General features: G+C 73.3%; 13 protein-coding genes. All 13 read left to right on the top strand.

Going from position 1 to position 16461, the window contains the following annotated elements:
* The first annotated feature begins 98 nt into the window (after positions 1 to 98).
* On the top strand, positions 99 to 515 hold the full coding sequence (locus ISO16_RS05110; RefSeq protein WP_006933389.1) for a DUF3040 domain-containing protein: 417 nt from the start codon (positions 99 to 101) through the stop codon (positions 513 to 515).
* A gap of 437 nt (positions 516 to 952) precedes the next feature.
* Complete coding sequence (gene mraZ, locus ISO16_RS05105) at positions 953 to 1384, top strand: division/cell wall cluster transcriptional repressor MraZ (protein WP_010594381.1); 432 nt, start codon at positions 953 to 955, stop codon at positions 1382 to 1384.
* A 256-nt stretch (positions 1385 to 1640) separates the two neighbouring features.
* On the top strand, positions 1641 to 2651 hold the full coding sequence (gene rsmH / locus ISO16_RS05100) for a 16S rRNA (cytosine(1402)-N(4))-methyltransferase RsmH (RefSeq protein WP_006933391.1): 1011 nt from the start codon (positions 1641 to 1643) through the stop codon (positions 2649 to 2651).
* A gap of 3 nt (positions 2652 to 2654) precedes the next feature.
* Positions 2655 to 3521, top strand: coding sequence for a hypothetical protein (locus ISO16_RS05095; protein ID WP_230304478.1), 867 nt, complete (start codon positions 2655 to 2657; stop codon positions 3519 to 3521).
* On the top strand, positions 3518 to 5431 hold the full coding sequence (locus ISO16_RS05090) for a peptidoglycan D,D-transpeptidase FtsI family protein (protein ID WP_072635431.1): 1914 nt from the start codon (positions 3518 to 3520) through the stop codon (positions 5429 to 5431). Before ISO16_RS05095 ends, ISO16_RS05090 begins: the two co-directional genes overlap by 4 nt.
* Before the next feature lie 176 nt (positions 5432 to 5607).
* On the top strand, positions 5608 to 7251 hold the full coding sequence (locus ISO16_RS05085; protein WP_195886207.1) for a UDP-N-acetylmuramoyl-L-alanyl-D-glutamate--2,6-diaminopimelate ligase: 1644 nt from the start codon (positions 5608 to 5610) through the stop codon (positions 7249 to 7251).
* On the top strand, positions 7248 to 8774 hold the full coding sequence (locus ISO16_RS05080; RefSeq protein ID WP_072635429.1) for a UDP-N-acetylmuramoyl-tripeptide--D-alanyl-D-alanine ligase: 1527 nt from the start codon (positions 7248 to 7250) through the stop codon (positions 8772 to 8774). Before ISO16_RS05085 ends, ISO16_RS05080 begins: the two co-directional genes overlap by 4 nt.
* Entirely contained in the window at positions 8771 to 9853 is a 1083-nt protein-coding gene (mraY, locus tag ISO16_RS05075; RefSeq protein ID WP_003934158.1) for a phospho-N-acetylmuramoyl-pentapeptide-transferase, read from the top strand. Before ISO16_RS05080 ends, mraY begins: the two co-directional genes overlap by 4 nt.
* Positions 9854 to 9857: 4 nt before the next feature.
* Entirely contained in the window at positions 9858 to 11363 is a 1506-nt protein-coding gene (gene murD, locus ISO16_RS05070) for a UDP-N-acetylmuramoyl-L-alanine--D-glutamate ligase (protein ID WP_072635428.1), read from the top strand.
* Positions 11360 to 12868: a putative lipid II flippase FtsW gene (gene ftsW / locus ISO16_RS05065; protein ID WP_006933403.1), complete on the top strand. Its 1509-nt coding sequence runs from the start codon at positions 11360 to 11362 to the stop codon at positions 12866 to 12868. The genes murD and ftsW overlap by 4 nt, the downstream gene beginning before the upstream one ends.
* The gene (murG, locus tag ISO16_RS05060; protein ID WP_072635427.1) at positions 12865 to 14019 is read left to right on the top strand and encodes an undecaprenyldiphospho-muramoylpentapeptide beta-N-acetylglucosaminyltransferase; all 1155 of its coding nucleotides are present in this window, start codon (positions 12865 to 12867) and stop codon (positions 14017 to 14019) included. Before ftsW ends, murG begins: the two co-directional genes overlap by 4 nt.
* Positions 14016 to 15548 (top strand): UDP-N-acetylmuramate--L-alanine ligase, encoded by a 1533-nt coding sequence (murC, locus tag ISO16_RS05055; protein ID WP_075288604.1) that lies wholly within the window; start codon positions 14016 to 14018, stop codon positions 15546 to 15548. The genes murG and murC overlap by 4 nt, the downstream gene beginning before the upstream one ends.
* On the top strand, positions 15545 to 16279 hold the full coding sequence (locus tag ISO16_RS05050) for a cell division protein FtsQ/DivIB (protein WP_083662533.1): 735 nt from the start codon (positions 15545 to 15547) through the stop codon (positions 16277 to 16279). The genes murC and ISO16_RS05050 overlap by 4 nt, the downstream gene beginning before the upstream one ends.
* The last annotated feature ends 182 nt before the right edge of the window (positions 16280 to 16461 follow it).

Genomic DNA, 16461 nt, shown 5'->3' with positions numbered 1-16461 from the left:
GTACTCGTATTATTGAGCCAGGCGGCCGTCAAAGTCGGCCCCCCGTCGATCTGGACCGCAGATCCGGCGGCCACCGTTTTAGTGCCGGGGGAGGTACCGTGCCACTCTCCGAGCACGAGCAGCGCATGCTCGAACAGATCGAGAGCGCGCTCTATGCTGAGGATCCCAAGTTCGCCTCTACCGTCCGGGGAAGCCGGATGGGGATGGCGTCCAGTCGGCGTCGGCTCCAGGCCGGCGCGTTGTTCGCACTGGGTTTGGCGTTGTTGATCGCGGGCGTCGCCCTCCCGGTGAAGCCGGGTGGGTTCCCGATCATCAGTCTCGTCGGATTCATCGTCATGTTCGGCGCGGGGGTCCTGCTCCTCCTCGGAGGCAAGCGCGGTCCAGGCGTCGGTGACGGTCCCCGCGGGGCAAGCCGCGGTGCCGGGGATGGTAGGTCCCGCGGCGGCCGCAAGTCCGGTGGAGGGTTCAGCAAGAGGATGGAGGACCGCTTCCGCCGGCGTTTCGAGCAGGAGTAGCGCGACAGTACTTCCACGCGAGTTCTCACGAACGGCGCGTCCCGCCACGGGACGCGCCGTTCGTCGTTCCCGGACGAGCGGCGGCCACGGCGCCGGGCGCCCCACCGTCCCCCACGTTCGTACCCCACTTCCGCCCACTCCGGCTCCCGGGACCGGCGCGCAGCGGAGGCGACGGAGCCGACCAGCGTGTTTCCCGCGTCCGGGTTCGCTGTCCCGCGCCCGCGTCTCGGTCCGCGCGTCGCGACGCTGCCCGCGCCGTGCGTCGTCGCCCACTCCGCCCCACCCGCCGTGAACTGCGCACAGTCGAAAAACGGCGCCGCGCGCGGGCGCGTAAGCGGTTGAACGTGGGGGAAAGTGGGGTAGTGTGGGTCGCGGCGGAGGGGTTCCTCCGTCGGGTAGTAGGCAGGGTCCGGCCGGGGCGTGGCGGGGGGTGTCGAGTGTTCCTCGGTACCCACACACCCAAGCTGGACGACAAGGGGCGGCTCACGCTGCCCGCGAAGTACCGAGACGAACTGGCGGGAGGGTTGATGATCACGAAGGGTCAGGACCACAGCCTTTCCGTCTTTCCGCGCGACGAGTTCGCCGCCCTGGCCGAGCGCGCCGCCGCGGCCTCGCGGAGCAATCCGCAGGCCCGGGCGTTCCTCCGGAGCCTGGCGGCGGGAACCGACGAGCAGCGTCCCGATGCGCAGGGCCGGATCACCCTGTCCGCCGCCCACCGCAAGTACGCGGGGCTCACGAAGGACTGCGTCGTGATCGGTGCCGTCAAACACCTGGAGATCTGGGACGCGGCGGCGTGGGAGCAATACCTCGCCGAGCACGAGGAAGAGTTTTCGGAAGCGAGAGACGAGGCCCTGCACGACATTCTGTGACCGGAACCGCAGCAGCGACCGCAGTGCCACCGCGGCGAGTGCCGCGAGGCCTCTGCCCGACAGCGACCCTGACACACTTCCCCAGTGCCAGGTTCGTGAAACGGAACCCTGACGTACTTCCCCAACGCCAGGTTTCCAGTTCGGACAGAGACCTCGATGCATTCGCCGCGGTCGTATCCGGAGGCGTGACTGCGAACCCCCCGACCGAAGCCACGATCCGATCGCCCACGAACCGAGCAGGACAACCGGAGGAAGAATGGCGGAGGGTCAGGACGCGGCGGCAGTTCCGGAGGCCGGGAGTCCGGAGAGCTTCGGTCACATCCCCGTCCTGCTCGGCCGCGCCGACGAACTGCTCGGCCCCGCCATCGATGCCGCCGGCCCGGGCGCGATCTATGTGGACGCCACCCTCGGTCTCGGCGGACACTCCGAGCACTTCCTGCGGACCTATCCGGGTGTGCGCCTGATCGGGCTCGATCGCGACCCCGAGGCCCTCGCCGTCGCCCGCCGGCGGCTCGCGCCGTTCGCCGACCGCACGCAGTTCGTGCACACCCGCTACGACGGCATCGCCGACGCCCTCGCCTCGTGCGGGCTGGATCGGGTCGGCTCCGTGCATGCGATCCTGTTCGACCTCGGCGTGTCCTCGATGCAGCTCGACGAGGCCGAGCGCGGCTTCGCCTACTCCCGCGACGCACCCCTGGACATGCGCATGGACCCCACCACGGGCGTCACCGCGGCCGACGTGCTCAACACCTACAGCCACGGCGACCTCGCCCGCATACTCAGCACCTACGGGGAGGAGCGGTTCGCCGGGAAGATCGCCTCGGAGATCGTGCGGCAGCGGGCGAAGACGCCGCTGCGCACGAGCGGGGAGCTGGTGGAGCTGCTGTACCGGGCGATTCCGGCCGCGTCCCGCCGCACCGGCGGCCATCCCGCCAAGCGCACGTTCCAGGCGCTGCGGGTCGAGGTCAACGGGGAACTCGACTCGCTGCGCGCCGCGATCCCGGACGCCCTGGACGCTCTCGCCGTCGGGGGACGGGTGGTGTTCATGTCGTACCAGTCCCTCGAGGACCGCGTGGTCAAGCAGATTCTCACCCCGCTGACGAAGTCGAAGAGCCCGGAGGGGCTCCCGGTGGAACTTCCGGGTACCGGGCCCGAATTGCGGATGCTCACCCGCGGGGCGGAACGGGCGACGGAGCAGGAGATCGAGGCCAATCCGCGTTCGGCGCCCGTGCGCCTGCGTGCCGCGGAACGAATCGCCAGGAGGTAACCGATGACCGTACAGGTGGCAGCACCTGCTCGCCGTCCGGCTCGATCCACGGCTGCGCAGCGGGCGTATCAGCGGCGCAGCCGTCGCACGGCGCACCTGACCCCGGACACGGCGACTCCCGCACCGGCTCGCCGCGGCGGTAGTGTGGCGGCGCGAATTCCGTTCGTGGCCACCATTATCGGTCTCCTCGGCATCGGCATGGCCGTAACCCTGCTGCTGACCACGCGCGCCGCGGAGGACTCCTACCAGCTCAGCGCCGCACGCGACTACAACCAGCGCCTGATCCAGGAGCGCGCCGTGCTGCAGCGCGACGTCGAAACCGGCAACTCGGCGCCGGTGCTGGCGATGCAGGCTGCAAAGCTCGGCATGATCCCCACCGGCGAGGTCGCGCGCCTGGTCGTCGGCGACGACGGCGGTGTGCGCGTGGTGGGAACCCCGGCCCCCGCCGAGGGGGCACCGGCCGCGCCGCTGAACCCCCCGGCGGCCGATGACCGGACCCGGGCCCAGCTTCCGCCGCTCGCGGGTAGCGCGGGGAGCGAGAACCCGCGGCCGCTGACCCCGTCCGCCGGCACCGACCGGGCCGCCGCGCCGTCGGCCGGCGCCGCGGGTGAGGCCCCCACCGCGACGACCCCGGGCGCCGCGCCGTCCGCTGCGGCGGCGGTGCCGCCCGGGGGTACTGCGGCGGCGGTGCCGCCCGGGGGTACTGCGGCGGTACCGGCCGGGGCTACTGCGGCGGTACCGGCCGGGGAGCCTGCCCCGGCACCCCCGGACGCCACGCCGTCGCCCGGCAATGCCGGGGCCGCGCCCGGTCAGCCGGAACAATTGGTGCCCGTGACCCCTGCGACGCACGCCGAGGACGGGCGCCGGTGAGGCGAGGGACCCCACCGTCTTCCCGGCCGGTCCGCGGCCGCCCTGCTCCTTCCCGCCGGCCGGCGCCCGCCCGGCGCACCCGCCCGCGCAAGGCCTCCGGCGGAGCGGACACCACCGGGTTCCGGTTCCGCTACCGGTACGGGCGCGCAGTCATGTTCCTGGCCCTCGGGGTCGCGGCCGTGCAACTGCTGTGGGTTCAGGTCGTCCAGGCGCCGCAGCTGACCGCCGAGTCGGCCAGCCAGCGCACGACGCGGCTCGTCGAGCCTGCCACCCGCGGCACCATCGCCGACCGGAACGGCAGTCCGCTGGCCTACACGATGGAGGCGAAGGCGCTCACCTTCCAGCCCGTCCGCGTCCGGCGAGAGCTGGACGAGGCGCGCGCCGAGGACTCGACGCAGCCGGAGACCGACGCGTATCTGGAGGGTCTCGCGAAGGCGATCCACGAGGCGCTCGGAGCGGCCGCCCCCGAGGACGAGATCCTCGACAAGCTGCGCAGCGACGAGACCTTCGTCTATCTGGCGCGCGGCGTCGATCCGGCCGTGGCGACCTCGCTCGTCGACGAGTACGACAAGGTCGGTCTCGAGCGTCAGGACATCCGGCTGTATCCCGGCGGCTCGCTCGCCGCCAACCTCGTCGGCGCGACGGGCTGGGACGGGCACGGCCTCCTCGGTCTCGAGGATTCCATGGACTCCGTGCTCGCCGGCACCGACGGCTCCTCGACGTACGATCGGGGCTCCGACGGCGCGGTGATCCCCGGCAGCTGGCGTGATCAGCAACCTGCCGTCGACGGTTCCGCGGTGGAACTGACCATCGACTCCGACGTCCAGTACTACGTGCAACAGCAGGTGCAGCGCGCCAAGGACCTGTCCGGGGCGAAGAACGCGTCCGCCGTCGTGCTCGACGCCCGGACCGGCGAGGTCGTCGCCATGGCCAACGACGGCACGTTCGACCCGTCGATCGGGGTCGGCAACAACCCGAAGGACGCCGAACTCGGGAATCCCGCCGTCAGCACCCCCTTCGAGCCGGGGTCGGTGAACAAGATCGTCACCGCGGCCGCCGCGATCGAGGACGGCCTCACCACCCCCGACGAGGTGCTGCAGGTGCCCGGCACGATCCGCATGGCCGGCGTCACCGTCAAGGACGCGTGGGACCACGGCGTCGTGCCCTACACCGCCACCGGTGTGTTCGGGAAGTCCTCCAACGTGGGGACCCTGATGCTCGCGGAACGGGTCGGCGAGGACCGGTTCGCGCAGATGCTCGGCCTGTTCGGCCTCGGGCAGCGCACCGACGTGGGCCTGCCGGGCGAGTCCGCCGGCAGCGTGCCGAGCCGCGAGCAGTGGTCCGGCGGCACCTTCGCCAACCTGCCGATCGGGCAGGGCCTTTCGATGACGCTGCTCCAGATGGCAGGGATCTACCAGGCCATCGCCAACGACGGCGAGCGGATTCCGCCGCGCGTCGTCCGGGCGGTCGTCGCACCCGACGGCACCCGCACCGAGACACCCCGGCCGGACCCGGTGCGGGTGGTCAGCCCGCAGACCGCCGCCACCGTGCGCGACATGTTCCGCGCCGTGGTGCAGGACGACACCGGGAACCAGCGCGGCACCGGCACCCCGGCGGCGATCGAGGGCTACCAGGTCTCCGGCAAGACCGGCACCGCCCAGCAGGTCGACCCCGCATGCAAGTGCTACTCGAACTCGAACTACTGGATCACCTTCGCGGGGATCGCGCCCGCCGACCGCCCCCGCTATGTGATCGGCATCATGCTCGACGCGCCCACCCGCAGCGCCGACGGCAGCGGCGGGCAGTCCGCCGCACCGCTGTTCCACACGATCGCCTCGTGGTTGCTGCAGCGCGAGGGCGTGCCGCTGTCGGCGGACCCGGGCAGCAAGCTGATCCTGCAGGTGGACTGAGCCGCGCGGGTGCGGTCGATCGCCGAGCACGTGTCGGTGGCACCGCCGCCCGTCGGTAACCTGACACGTCGGTACCGTGACACCGCGGTCGAGCCCCGGTGCTCGGGAACAGCGCGGCCGCGGGAGTAGAGGAACGGCAGGAGACACTGCCGCGGAGCGAGAGGAGCCTGGTGCCTGTGCCGTCGAGTCCGGACCCGTCCCCGCCGGGAGGCGGCCTGAGACCCGAGCATCCACCGGTGACGCAGCTCCGCGACCTCGCTGCCGCCGTGGGCGCCACCGTCGGCACCGTCGCACCGGGCGCCACGACCTCCGCCGCGGGCATCCCGGTGTTCGTGACCGGCGTCGACCTGCGGGCCCAGGGGGTGCAGCCCGGCGACCTGTTCGCCGCACTCCCGGGCGCCCGCGCGCACGGCGCCGAATACGCCGCGGAGGCCCTGGAACGGGGTGCTGTCGCCGTCCTCACCGACGCCGCCGGATGCGAGCACCTCGCCGCCGTCGTCACCCGCCCCGTGCCGGTGCTGGTCCACCCGGATCCGCGGTCGGTCCTCGGCGTCGTCTCCGCCGCCATCTACGGCGACCCGTCGCAGCACATGCAGGTCGTCGGCATCACCGGCACCTCCGGCAAGACCACCAGCGCCTATCTGGTCGAGGCAGGGCTCGCCGCCGCCGGGCGGGTCACGGGCCTGGTCGGCACCATCGAGACCCGCCTCGCCGGCCGGCGGGTCCCCAGCGCGCTCACCACCCCCGAGGCCCCGCAGCTGCACGCCCTGTTCGCGGCCATGCGCGAGCAGGGCATCGACACCGTGGTGATGGAGGTCTCGAGCCACGCCCTGTCCCTGGGGCGGGTCGCCGGGGTCCGCTTCGCGGTCGGTGCCTTCACGAACCTGTCCCAGGACCACCTCGACTTCCATCGCGACCTCGACGACTACTTCGGGGCGAAGGCCCGGCTGTTCGCGGCGGACTCGCCCGTGCGGGCCCGCCGTGCCGTCGTGTGCATCGACGACGAGTGGGGCGTGCGGATGGCCGGGATCGCCCGAGCCGCCCACCCTGCGGAGCCCGAGGCGGTGCGCACCGTCGCCACCACCGGAACCGCCGACTGGACGGCGACGGCGGTCCGCACCGAGCCGTCCGGCTCCCAGGTGTTCACCCTCGCCGGGCCCGACGGCACCGCACGGCGCGTCGCGGTGCGCCTGCCCGGCCACTACAACGTCGCCAACGCCGCCCTCGCCGTCGCGGTGTGCGCGGCGGTCGGGGTCGACGTCGACGCCGCGGCCGCCGGCATCGCCGACGTCGACGTACCCGGACGGGTGGAGCGGGTCGACCGCGGGCAGGGTTTCCTCGCCGTCGTCGACTATGCGCACAAGCCGGCCGCACTCGAGGCCGTCATCGCGACGTTGCGCGGACGGGCGGCCGGCGGCCGGCTCGCCGTCGTCGTCGGTGCGGGCGGCGACCGCGACCACGGCAAGCGTCCGCTCATGGGCGACGTCGGAGCCCGTGGGGCGGACCTGCTCGTCGTCACCGACGACAACCCCCGCACCGAGGATCCGGCGGTCATCCGCGCCGCGCTGCTCGCCGGTGCCCGCGCCGTCCCCGAACAGCAGCGGGGGGAGATCCGCGAGATCGGTGACCGGGCCGCCGCCGTCGAGGCGGCCGTGCGCTGGGCACACCCGGGCGACATCGTCCTCGTGGCAGGCAAGGGCCACGAGACCGGCCAGGAGATCCACGGGGTCAAGCACCCCTTCGACGACCGCGAAGTGCTCGCCGCGGCCATCGACCGGTTCGCCGGCGCAGGTAGCGAGCAGTACGGAGGCACCGAATGATCCCGATGACACTTGCCCGCATCGCGGAGGTGGTCGGTGGGACACTGCACGACGTCGACGACCCGGCCGTCGAGGTGACGGGCACCGTCGAGTTCGACTCCCGCAAGGTCACCCCGCGCGGGCTGTTCCTGGCGCTGCCGGGGGCCCGCTCCGACGGGCACGACCACGCCGCCGACGCCATCGCCGCCGGCGCCGCCGCGGTGCTCGCCGCCCGACCGGTGGGTGTGCCCGCCGTCGTGGTGCCGCCGGTGCCGCCGGTCGAGACCAACTCGCTGGCCTTCGAACACGACCCCGACGGCTCGGGTGCCGCCGTCCTCGCCGCGCTGGGTGCCCTCGCCCGCGCCGTGGTCGACGAGCTCACCGCCGCCGGGCTGACCGTCGTCGGCGTCACCGGATCCGCGGGCAAGACCTCCACGAAGGACCTGCTTGCCGCGGTGCTCGCGCCGCTCGGCCCGGTCGTCGCCCCTCCCGGCTCCTTCAACAACGAGCTCGGGCATCCGTGGACGGCGCTGCGCGCCACCACCGACACCCGATTCCTGGTGCTGGAGATGTCGGCCCGCGGACCCGGGCACATCGCCGCCCTCGCCACCGTCGCGCCGCCCCGCATCGGGGTGGTGCTCAACGTCGGCACCGCCCACCTGGGGGAATTCGGTTCCCAGGAGGTCATCGCCCGGACGAAGGGGGAGCTCGTCGAGGCCCTGCCGGCCGCCGAGGAGGGCGGCGTGGCGATCCTCAACGCGGACGACCCCCTGGTCGCCGCGATGGCACCGCGCACCCGCGCCCGCGTGGTGCTCGTCGGCAGCGACCCGGCCGCGCAGGTCCGGGCCACCGACGTCCACCTCGACGAGCACGCCCGTCCCACGTTCACCCTCGTCGTGCGCGACGACGGCACCGAGCGCCGCACCACGGTCACCCTCGCGGTGCACGGCGAGCACCACATCGGCAACGCCCTCGCGGCCGCGGCCGTCGCGCTCGAGTGCGGCGCCACGCCCGAGCAGGTCGCGACCGCGCTCGGCGGTGCCGGCGCGGTGTCGGCGCACCGTATGGACGTGCGCACCCGTGCCGACGGCGTCACCGTCGTCGACGACGCGTACAACGCCAACCCGGACTCGATGCGGGCGGCGCTCAAGGCGCTGGTGACCATGGCCCGCGCCGGCGACAGCCCGCGCCGGACCTGGGCGGTGCTGGGGGAGATGGGTGAACTCGGTGACGAGTCCGTCGTCGAGCACGACGCCATCGGCCGGCTCGCGGTGCGCCTGGACGTCACCCGCATCGTCGCGGTCGGCGCGACCCGCCCGGTCCGCGGTCTCTACCAGGGTGCGGTGATGGAAGGATCCTGGGGCGACGAGGCGAGCCACGTCCCCGACACCGCCGCCGCGATCGAGCTCCTCGAGCGCGAGCTGCGGCCCGGCGACCTGGTACTGGTCAAGGCCTCGCAGTCCGTCCGGTTGTGGACGGTGGCGGAGGCGATCCTCGCAGGAACGGCGGGTACGGCAGGAACGGAAACGGAGGCCGCACGGTGAGACAGATCCTCTTCGCCGCGGGAATCGCACTGGCGGTGTCGATCCTGCTGACGCCGGTGCTGATCAAGGCATTCTCGCGGCAGGGATTCGGTCAGGAGATCCGCGTCGAAGGACCGCAGAGCCACCAGTCCAAGCGCGGCACACCGACCATGGGCGGCGTCGCGATCCTCGCCGGCCTGTGGGCCGGATACTTCGGTGCGCACGCGATCGGCCTGGCCTACGAGGGGGCGGAGGGACCGTCGGCCTCGGGTCTGCTCGTGCTGGGCCTGACCACCGCCCTCGGCGGCGTCGGCTTCCTCGACGACTTCATCAAGATCCGCAAGCAGCGCAATCTGGGCCTGAACAAGACCGCCAAACTGGTCGGCCAGCTCGTCGCCGCGGTCGCGTTCGGCATCCTCGCCCTGCAGTTCCGCAACGGCGACGGACTCACCCCGGGCAGCACCCACCTGTCCTACGTGCGCGACATCGCCACCGTCTCGATGGGCGCGGTGGTGTTCATCCTCTTCGTGTACCTGCTCGTCAGCGCGTGGTCCAACGCGGTCAACCTCACCGACGGCCTCGACGGGCTCGCCGCCGGGTCGATGAGCCTCGTGCTCGGCGCCTACGTGATCATCACGTTCTGGCAGTACCGCAACTCGTGCGTCGCCGACCCCGGCAAGGGCTGCTACGACGTGCGGGACCCGCTCGACCTGGCGCTGTTGTGCGCCGCCGGCGCCGCCGCGTGCATCGGCTTCCTGTGGTGGAACGCCGCCCCCGCGAAGATCTTCATGGGCGACACCGGCTCGCTCGCCCTCGGCGGCATGCTCGCGGGCCTGTCCGTCACCACGCGCACCGAGCTGCTCATGGTGGTCATCGGCGCCCTGTTCGTCGCCGAGGCGGCGTCCGTCGTCATCCAGGTGGCGGTGTTCCGGTCCAGCCGGCGTCGCGTGTTCCGGATGGCGCCGTTCCATCACCACTTCGAGCTCGGCGGCTGGGCGGAGACGACGGTGATCATCCGGTTCTGGTTGCTCGCCGCCATCGCGTCGGCCATCGGCATGGCCCTGTTCTACAGCGAATACCTAGCGGCGATCGGGGACTGACACCGTGACAGACGAACTGCGCCGCCAAGACCTGGACCGGCTCCGCGGCGCCCGCGTGCTCGTCGCCGGCGGCGGGATGTCCGGTCGTGCCACCCTCGCCCCCCTCAGCGACCTCGGCGCGACGGTGACCGTCACCGACCGCGACCCGCAGGCCCTCGCGCGCTGCCGTGAGCTCGGCGCCGACACCGTCGATCTCGACGACCTCGTCGCGGACGCGTCGTCGCTGCACGAGTATGCGCTGGTCGTGACGAGCCCCGGCTTCGCGCCCGACGCGCCGCTGCTCTCGCACGCCGCCGGCGCCGCCGTGCCGATCTGGGGCGACATCGAGCTGTCCTGGCGCATCGACCGCGCCGAGATCTACGGCCCGCCGCGGCGCTGGCTCGTCGTCACCGGCACCAACGGCAAGACCACGACGACGACGATGCTGCAGTCGATCCTCGAGGCCGCCGGGCTCGCGTCCGTGGCGTGCGGCAACATCGGCCTGCCGGTCCTCGACGCGCTGCGCCGCGCGGACCCCCGCGCCGACGTCCTCGCCGTGGAACTGTCGTCGTTCCAGCTGCACTGGGCGCCGTCCGTGCGGCCCGAGGCCGGCGTGATCCTCAACATCGCCGAGGACCACCTGGACTGGCACGGCGGGATGGCGGGCTACATCGACGCCAAGGCACGGGCGCTGTCCGGCACCGTGGGGGTGCTCGGCCTCGACGATCCGATCGCCGGGGGCCTGCGCGACCGGTCCCGTGCCGTCGTCACCGTCGGCTTCACGCTCGGCTACCCGCAGCCCGGTGAGCTCGGCATCAGTGGCGACGTTCTGGTCGACCGGGCCTTCGCCGACTCGGCGGTGCTCGCCTCGGTCGTCGACGTGACCCCTGCCGGGCCGGCCGGCCTGTCGGATGCGCTCGCCGCCGCCGCGCTGGCCCGCGCGATCGACGTCCCCGCCTCCGCGGTGCACGACGGTCTGCGCCGGCACCGGGTCGGTCCGCACCGCGCCGCCCCGGTCGGCACCGTCGGCGGCGTGGCGTACGTCGACGATTCGAAGGCCACCAATCCGCACGCGGCCCGCACGTCGCTGCTCGCCCACGACCGGGTGGTGTGGGTGGCCGGGGGCCTGCTCAAGGGCGCCCACGTCGACGACCTGGTGGCGGAGGTCGCACCCCGCCTCGCCGGGGTGGTGCTGCTCGGCCGCGACGCCGACCGCATCGCCGACGCGCTGGCGCGACACGCCCCCGAGGTCCCCGTGGTCCTCCTCGACACGCGCGACGATGGGCAGATGAGCACGAGCGAACCGAGGACGGCCCCGGCTGCGGCGCGCCGGGTGGCGCTGCCGGGGGCGGACGGACCCACGGCCATGCGGGTCGCGGTGCGTGAGGCGGCGTCGCTGGCGACGGCGGGCGACACCGTGCTGCTGGCGCCGGCCGCCGCGTCGCTGGACATGTTCGCCGACTACGCGCAGCGTGGTCGCGCGTTCGCCGCCGCGGTCGAGGAGCTGCGCGGGGGCGGGACGGGGCAGTGAACGCCCCGCAGCCCGCCGACGGGACGGCGCGGAACCGGGTCGGGCTGTGGCTGGCCCGGCCGCTGGCCTCGTTCCACCTGATCGTCACGATCGCGGTGCTGCTCACCGTGCTGGGCCTGGTGATGGTCCTGTCGTCGTCGAGCGTCGAGGCCGTCGCCACCAACGGCTCGGCCTACGGCCTGTTCACCTCGCAGGCGATCTTCGCCGCTCTCGGCCTGGTCATCTTCTATTTCGCCCTGATCGTTCCGGTGCGGGTGCTGCGCCGGTTCTCGTTCCCGGCGTTCGCGGTCACCGTCGTGCTGCTGGTGCTGGTGCTCATCCCCGGCATCGGCACGCTGTCCCAGGGCACCCGGGGGTGGTTCGTCATCGCCGGCGTGTCGCTGCAGCCGTCGGAGCTGGCCAAGATCGCCATCGCCGTGTGGGGCGCGCACCTGCTGGCGTCGCGCCGCGGCGACCGCTCCAGCGCCCGCGAGATGATGGTTCCGCTGGTCCCGGCGACCCTGGTGGTGACCCTGCTGATCATCCTCCAGCCCGACCTGGGCACCACCGTCTCGCTCGCCATCATCGTCCTCGCGCTGCTCTGGTTCGCGGGTCTGCGGCTGCGGGTGTTCCTGACGATCGTCGGTACCGCCGCCGGCCTGGCGGTGCTCCTCGCGCTGACCGCCGGGTACCGGTCCGCGCGGGTGCGGGCCTTCTTCAACCCCGGCGCGGACCCGCAAGGCATCGGCTATCAGGCCCGTCAGGCGAAGTTCTCCCTGGCCGACGGCGGGTTCTGGGGCCGGGGGCTCGGGCAGAGCCGCGCCAAGTGGAGCTACCTGCCCAACGCACACAACGACTTCATCTTCGCCATCATCGGCGAGGAGCTCGGCTTCCTCGGCGGCCTGGCGGTGATCGGCCTGTTCGGTCTGTTCGCCTACGCCGGCCTGCGGATCTCGCTGCGATCGGTGGATCCGTTCCTGCGGCTGCTCACCGCCACCGCCACCACCTGGATCATCGGGCAGGCCTTCATCAACATCGGCTATGTCGTCGGGTTGCTGCCCGTCACCGGCCTGCAGCTTCCGCTCGTCTCGGCCGGCGGCACCTCCACCGCGACGACGCTGCTGATGTTCGGCCTGATCGCCAACGCGGCGCGGCACGAACCCGAGGCCGTCGCCGCCCTGCACGCCGGGCAGGACGGCCGCTTCGGGCGGCTGCTGCGGCTGCCCAAGCCGGAGCAGTACACGCCGTCGCGCGGTGAACCCGTGCGGCTCGACGCCTCCCGGCGTGCCGACCCCGGCCGGATCGAGGCACGCCGGGCCGGCACCGCCGACCGGGGCGGCGGCACGGCGACCCGGGAGCGGCAGACCCCACGGGGCCGCACGCCGCAGGAACGCGCCCGCGGTCAGGGCCGCGCGGCGCAGCCCGCCGCCCCGCGGGACCAACCCCCACGGCAGCCGCGGCGCCGCGCGGGCACGACGACGAACAGCAGAGACGGACGAACCGGAGAGCGAGGAAACCGTAGGTGAGCGGCGAGCAGTCTGCCCTGTCCGTGGTGGTGGCCGGGGGTGGCACCGCCGGGCACATCGAGCCGGCCCTCGCGGTCGCCGACGCGATCCGCCGGCTGGTGCCGACGGCGACGATCACCGCGCTGGGCACCGAGCGGGGGCTCGAGACCACTCTCGTGCCGCAGCGCGGGTATCCACTCGAGCTGATCCCGCCGGTGCCGCTGCCCCGCAAGCTCACCGCCGACCTGGCCAAGCTGCCGGCGCGGGTCCTCGCCTCGGTCCGCCGGACCCGCGAGGTGCTCGACCACACCCACGCCGACGTCGTCGTCGGATTCGGGGGCTACGTGGCGCTGCCCGCCTACCTGGCCGCCGGTGCCGGACCGCTGCGCCGCCGGCGCCGCATCCCCGTCGTCGTGCACGAGGCCAATGCCCGCGCCGGCATCGCCAACAAGATCGGGGCCCTGCGCGCCGAGCGTGTCCTGGCCGCCGTCCCGGGTTCGGGGATCGTGCGCCGCGGCGACGCCGAAATCATCGGCATCCCGGTCCGGTCGTCGATCACCGGGCTGGACCGGGCGGCGCTGCGGGCGCAGGCGCGGGCGCACTTCGGGCTCCCCCCGGAGGGGCCGGTGCTGCTGGTGTTCGGTGGCTCGCAGGGCGCCCGTTCGCTCAACGAGGCCGTCTCGGGAGCCGCCGGTCCGCTCGCCGCGGCGGGCATCGCCGTGCTGCACGCCCACGGCCCGAAGAACACCCTCGACGTGCCCGCACATCCCGAGCACGACCGGTATCCCTACGTCGCCGTGCCCTACCTGACCCGGATGGACCTGGCGTACTCCGCCGCCGACGCGGTGATCTGCCGCTCCGGGGCGATGACCGTCGCCGAGGTGTCCGCGGTCGGCCTGCCGGCGGTGTACGTGCCGCTGCCGCACGGCAACGGGGAGCAGGAACTCAATGCCCGGCCGGTGGTGGCGGCGGGAGGTGGAATGATCGTGGCGGACGAGGAACTGACGCCGGCGTTCGTGGCCGATGCGGTGATCCCCCTGCTGCGCGACGCAGCCCGCCTGACCGAGATGGGACGGCGTGCGGCAGGGGCGGGCCACCGCAGCGCCGCCGCCGAGGTGGCGCGGATCGTGCTGGACGTCGCAGGCGTGGAAGCGAACAGGAGTGATCGATGAGCGAGCAGCTGCCCCCGCAGCTCGAGCGGGTGCACATGGTGGGTATCGGCGGGGCCGGGATGTCCGGCATCGCCCGGATCCTGCTCGCTCGCGGCGGGAAGGTCTCCGGATCGGACGCCAAGGAGAGCCGCGGCGTGCTGGCGTTGCGCGCGCGGGGGGCCTCGGTGCGCATCGGACACGACGCGAGCGCGCTGGATCTGCTCGAGGGCGGCCCCACCGCCGTGGTGACGACCCACGCCGCGATCCCCCAGGACAACCCCGAGCTGGTCGCCGCCCGGGAACGCGGCGTTCCCGTCCTGCTGCGCCCGGCGGTGCTGGCGGCCCTGATGCGCGGGCACCGCACCTTCCTGGTCGCCGGCACGCACGGCAAGACGTCGACGACGTCGATGCTGGTGGTGACGCTGCAGCACTGCGGCTTCGACCCGTCCTTCGCGGTGGGCGGCGAGCTCAACGAGTCCGGCACCAACGCGCACCACGGCAGCGGCGACGTGTTCGTCGCCGAGGCCGACGAGAGCGACGGCTCGCTGCTGCAGTACGACCCCGACGTGGTGATCGTGACCAACATCGAGGCGGACCACCTCGACTTCTTCGGCACGGAAGAGGCATACGTGCGGGTGTTCGACGAGTTCGTCGACCGCATCGCCCCCGGCGGGCTGCTCGTGGCGTGCCTCGACGACCCCGGCTCGGCCGCCCTGGCGCGGCGGGCGACGGTCCGTCGCGCCGACGACCTGCGGATCACCGGATACGGCACGGCGGCAGCGGTGGGCGACCGCGCCGAGGTGGACGGCGTGCCGGTCGGCGTGCGGCTGCTCAACTGGGAGGCCAAGGACGTCGGGGGAGTCGCCGAGTTCCACCTCGCCGACGAGGCGGCGCCGCGCACGGTGCGGTTGTCCGTCCCCGGCCGGCACATGGCCCTCAACGCGCTCGCCGCACTGCTCGCCTCCCTCGAGGCGGGCGCCCAGGTCGAGGAGGCCGTCGAGGGCCTGGCCGGCTTCGGGGGCGTGCACCGGCGATTCCAGTACAGCGGCCGCGAGCACGGCGTGCGGGTGTTCGACGACTACGCCCACCATCCCACCGAGGTCCGCGCCGTCCTCGCCGCGGCCGCGGAACTGGTCGCCGGCGAACCGGTCCGCTACACCGAGACCGGCACCGAACGACCCCGCGTGATCGTCGTCTTCCAGCCGCACCTGTACTCGCGCACCGAGACCTTCGCCACCGAGTTCGGTGCGGCCCTCGACCTCGCCGACGAGGTCGTGGTGCTGGACGTCTACGGTGCGCGGGAGGAGCCCCGGCCGGGCGTGAGCGGAGCCCTCGTCGCGCGATCGGTGTCCAAGCCCGTGCACTACCAGCCGGATCTGTCCCTCGTGCCGCGGCAGGTCGCGCGGCTGAGCCGTCCCGGCGACGTCGTGATCACCATGGGCGCCGGCGACGTGACCATGCTCGGGCGCCAGATCCTCGACGCATTGCGCAGCAAGCCGGGCCGGCTGCGGCCGGGGGCTCCTGCCGGACCGGGGCCGGTCGGGTCGTGACGCCCGCCTCCGCCACCCGCACCCGGCCCCGCCGGGCGGCGCGGCCCGCGCGACGGCCGTCGGGCCGGTCCGTGCGGGTGCGGACCGTGCTGATCGGCGCGGCGGTGGTGGCGGCCGTGCTCGGACTGATCGCGGCCGCCTGGCTGTCGCCGCTGCTGTCGGTGCGCAACGTGGAGGTCGTCGGCGTGACGGCGATCCCGCAGGACGAGGTGCTGGCCCGCCTCGAGCTGGCGGAGGGCACGCCGCTGCTGCAGGTCGACACCGCGGCGGCGGCGCAGCGGGTCGCCACGTTGCCGCGGGCCGCGTCGGTGCGGGTACAGCGCGTGTACCCGTCCACCGTGCGGGTCACGGTGACCGAGCGGGAGGCGGTGTTCTTCGTCGACGCGCCGGACGGCACCCACTCGCTCGACGCGGACGGGGTGGACTTCGCGGTCGAGCCGCCGCCCATGCTGACCCCGCGCCTCGTCACCCCCGGCCCCGGTCCCGGCGATCCGGCGACGGCCGCGGCGATCGAGGTGCTCGAGGCGCTGCCGCCCGAGCTGCGCGTCCAGGTGGGCGAGGTGGCCGCTCCGTCGGCGTCGGAGGTCTCGCTCACGCTGCACGACGGCCGGATCGTGGTGTGGGGAGGGGTGGAGCGCTCGGAGCGCAAGGCTCAGGTGGTGCTGCCGCTGCTCACCCAGCCCGGCCGGACCTACGACGTGGCGGGCCCCGACCTGCCGACGGTGCGATGACGGCGCGGACGGCGATCGAGGCACGGCGACGAAAATCGTGACCGCCGTCGGCGCGCCTGCTGGCGGATCGCCGCCACCGTGCCATAGCGTTTCGCAGCAGTCGAGATACTTGACATAACCATCGACCTGTGGTTGAGGGTTTGTCCGTACCTCACCCGATGATGATCGAAGCGTGACCGATT

This window comes from Rhodococcus sp. M8 (assembly GCF_015654185.1).
GTDB lineage: Bacteria > Actinomycetota > Actinomycetes > Mycobacteriales > Mycobacteriaceae > Rhodococcus > Rhodococcus aetherivorans.
Note: the sequence above shows the minus strand (reverse complement) of the source record. Positions and strands in the feature narration are given on the sequence as shown.

Coding starts and splice junctions, on each gene's coding strand:
- rsmH (WP_006933391.1), top strand. CDS start 1,641: ATGGCGGAGGGTCAGGACGCGGCGGCAGTTCCGGAGGCCGGGAGTCCG.
- ISO16_RS05095 (WP_230304478.1), top strand. CDS start 2,655: ATGACCGTACAGGTGGCAGCACCTGCTCGCCGTCCGGCTCGATCCACG.
- ISO16_RS05080 (WP_072635429.1), top strand. CDS start 7,248: ATGATCCCGATGACACTTGCCCGCATCGCGGAGGTGGTCGGTGGGACA.
- murC (WP_075288604.1), top strand. CDS start 14,016: ATGAGCGAGCAGCTGCCCCCGCAGCTCGAGCGGGTGCACATGGTGGGT.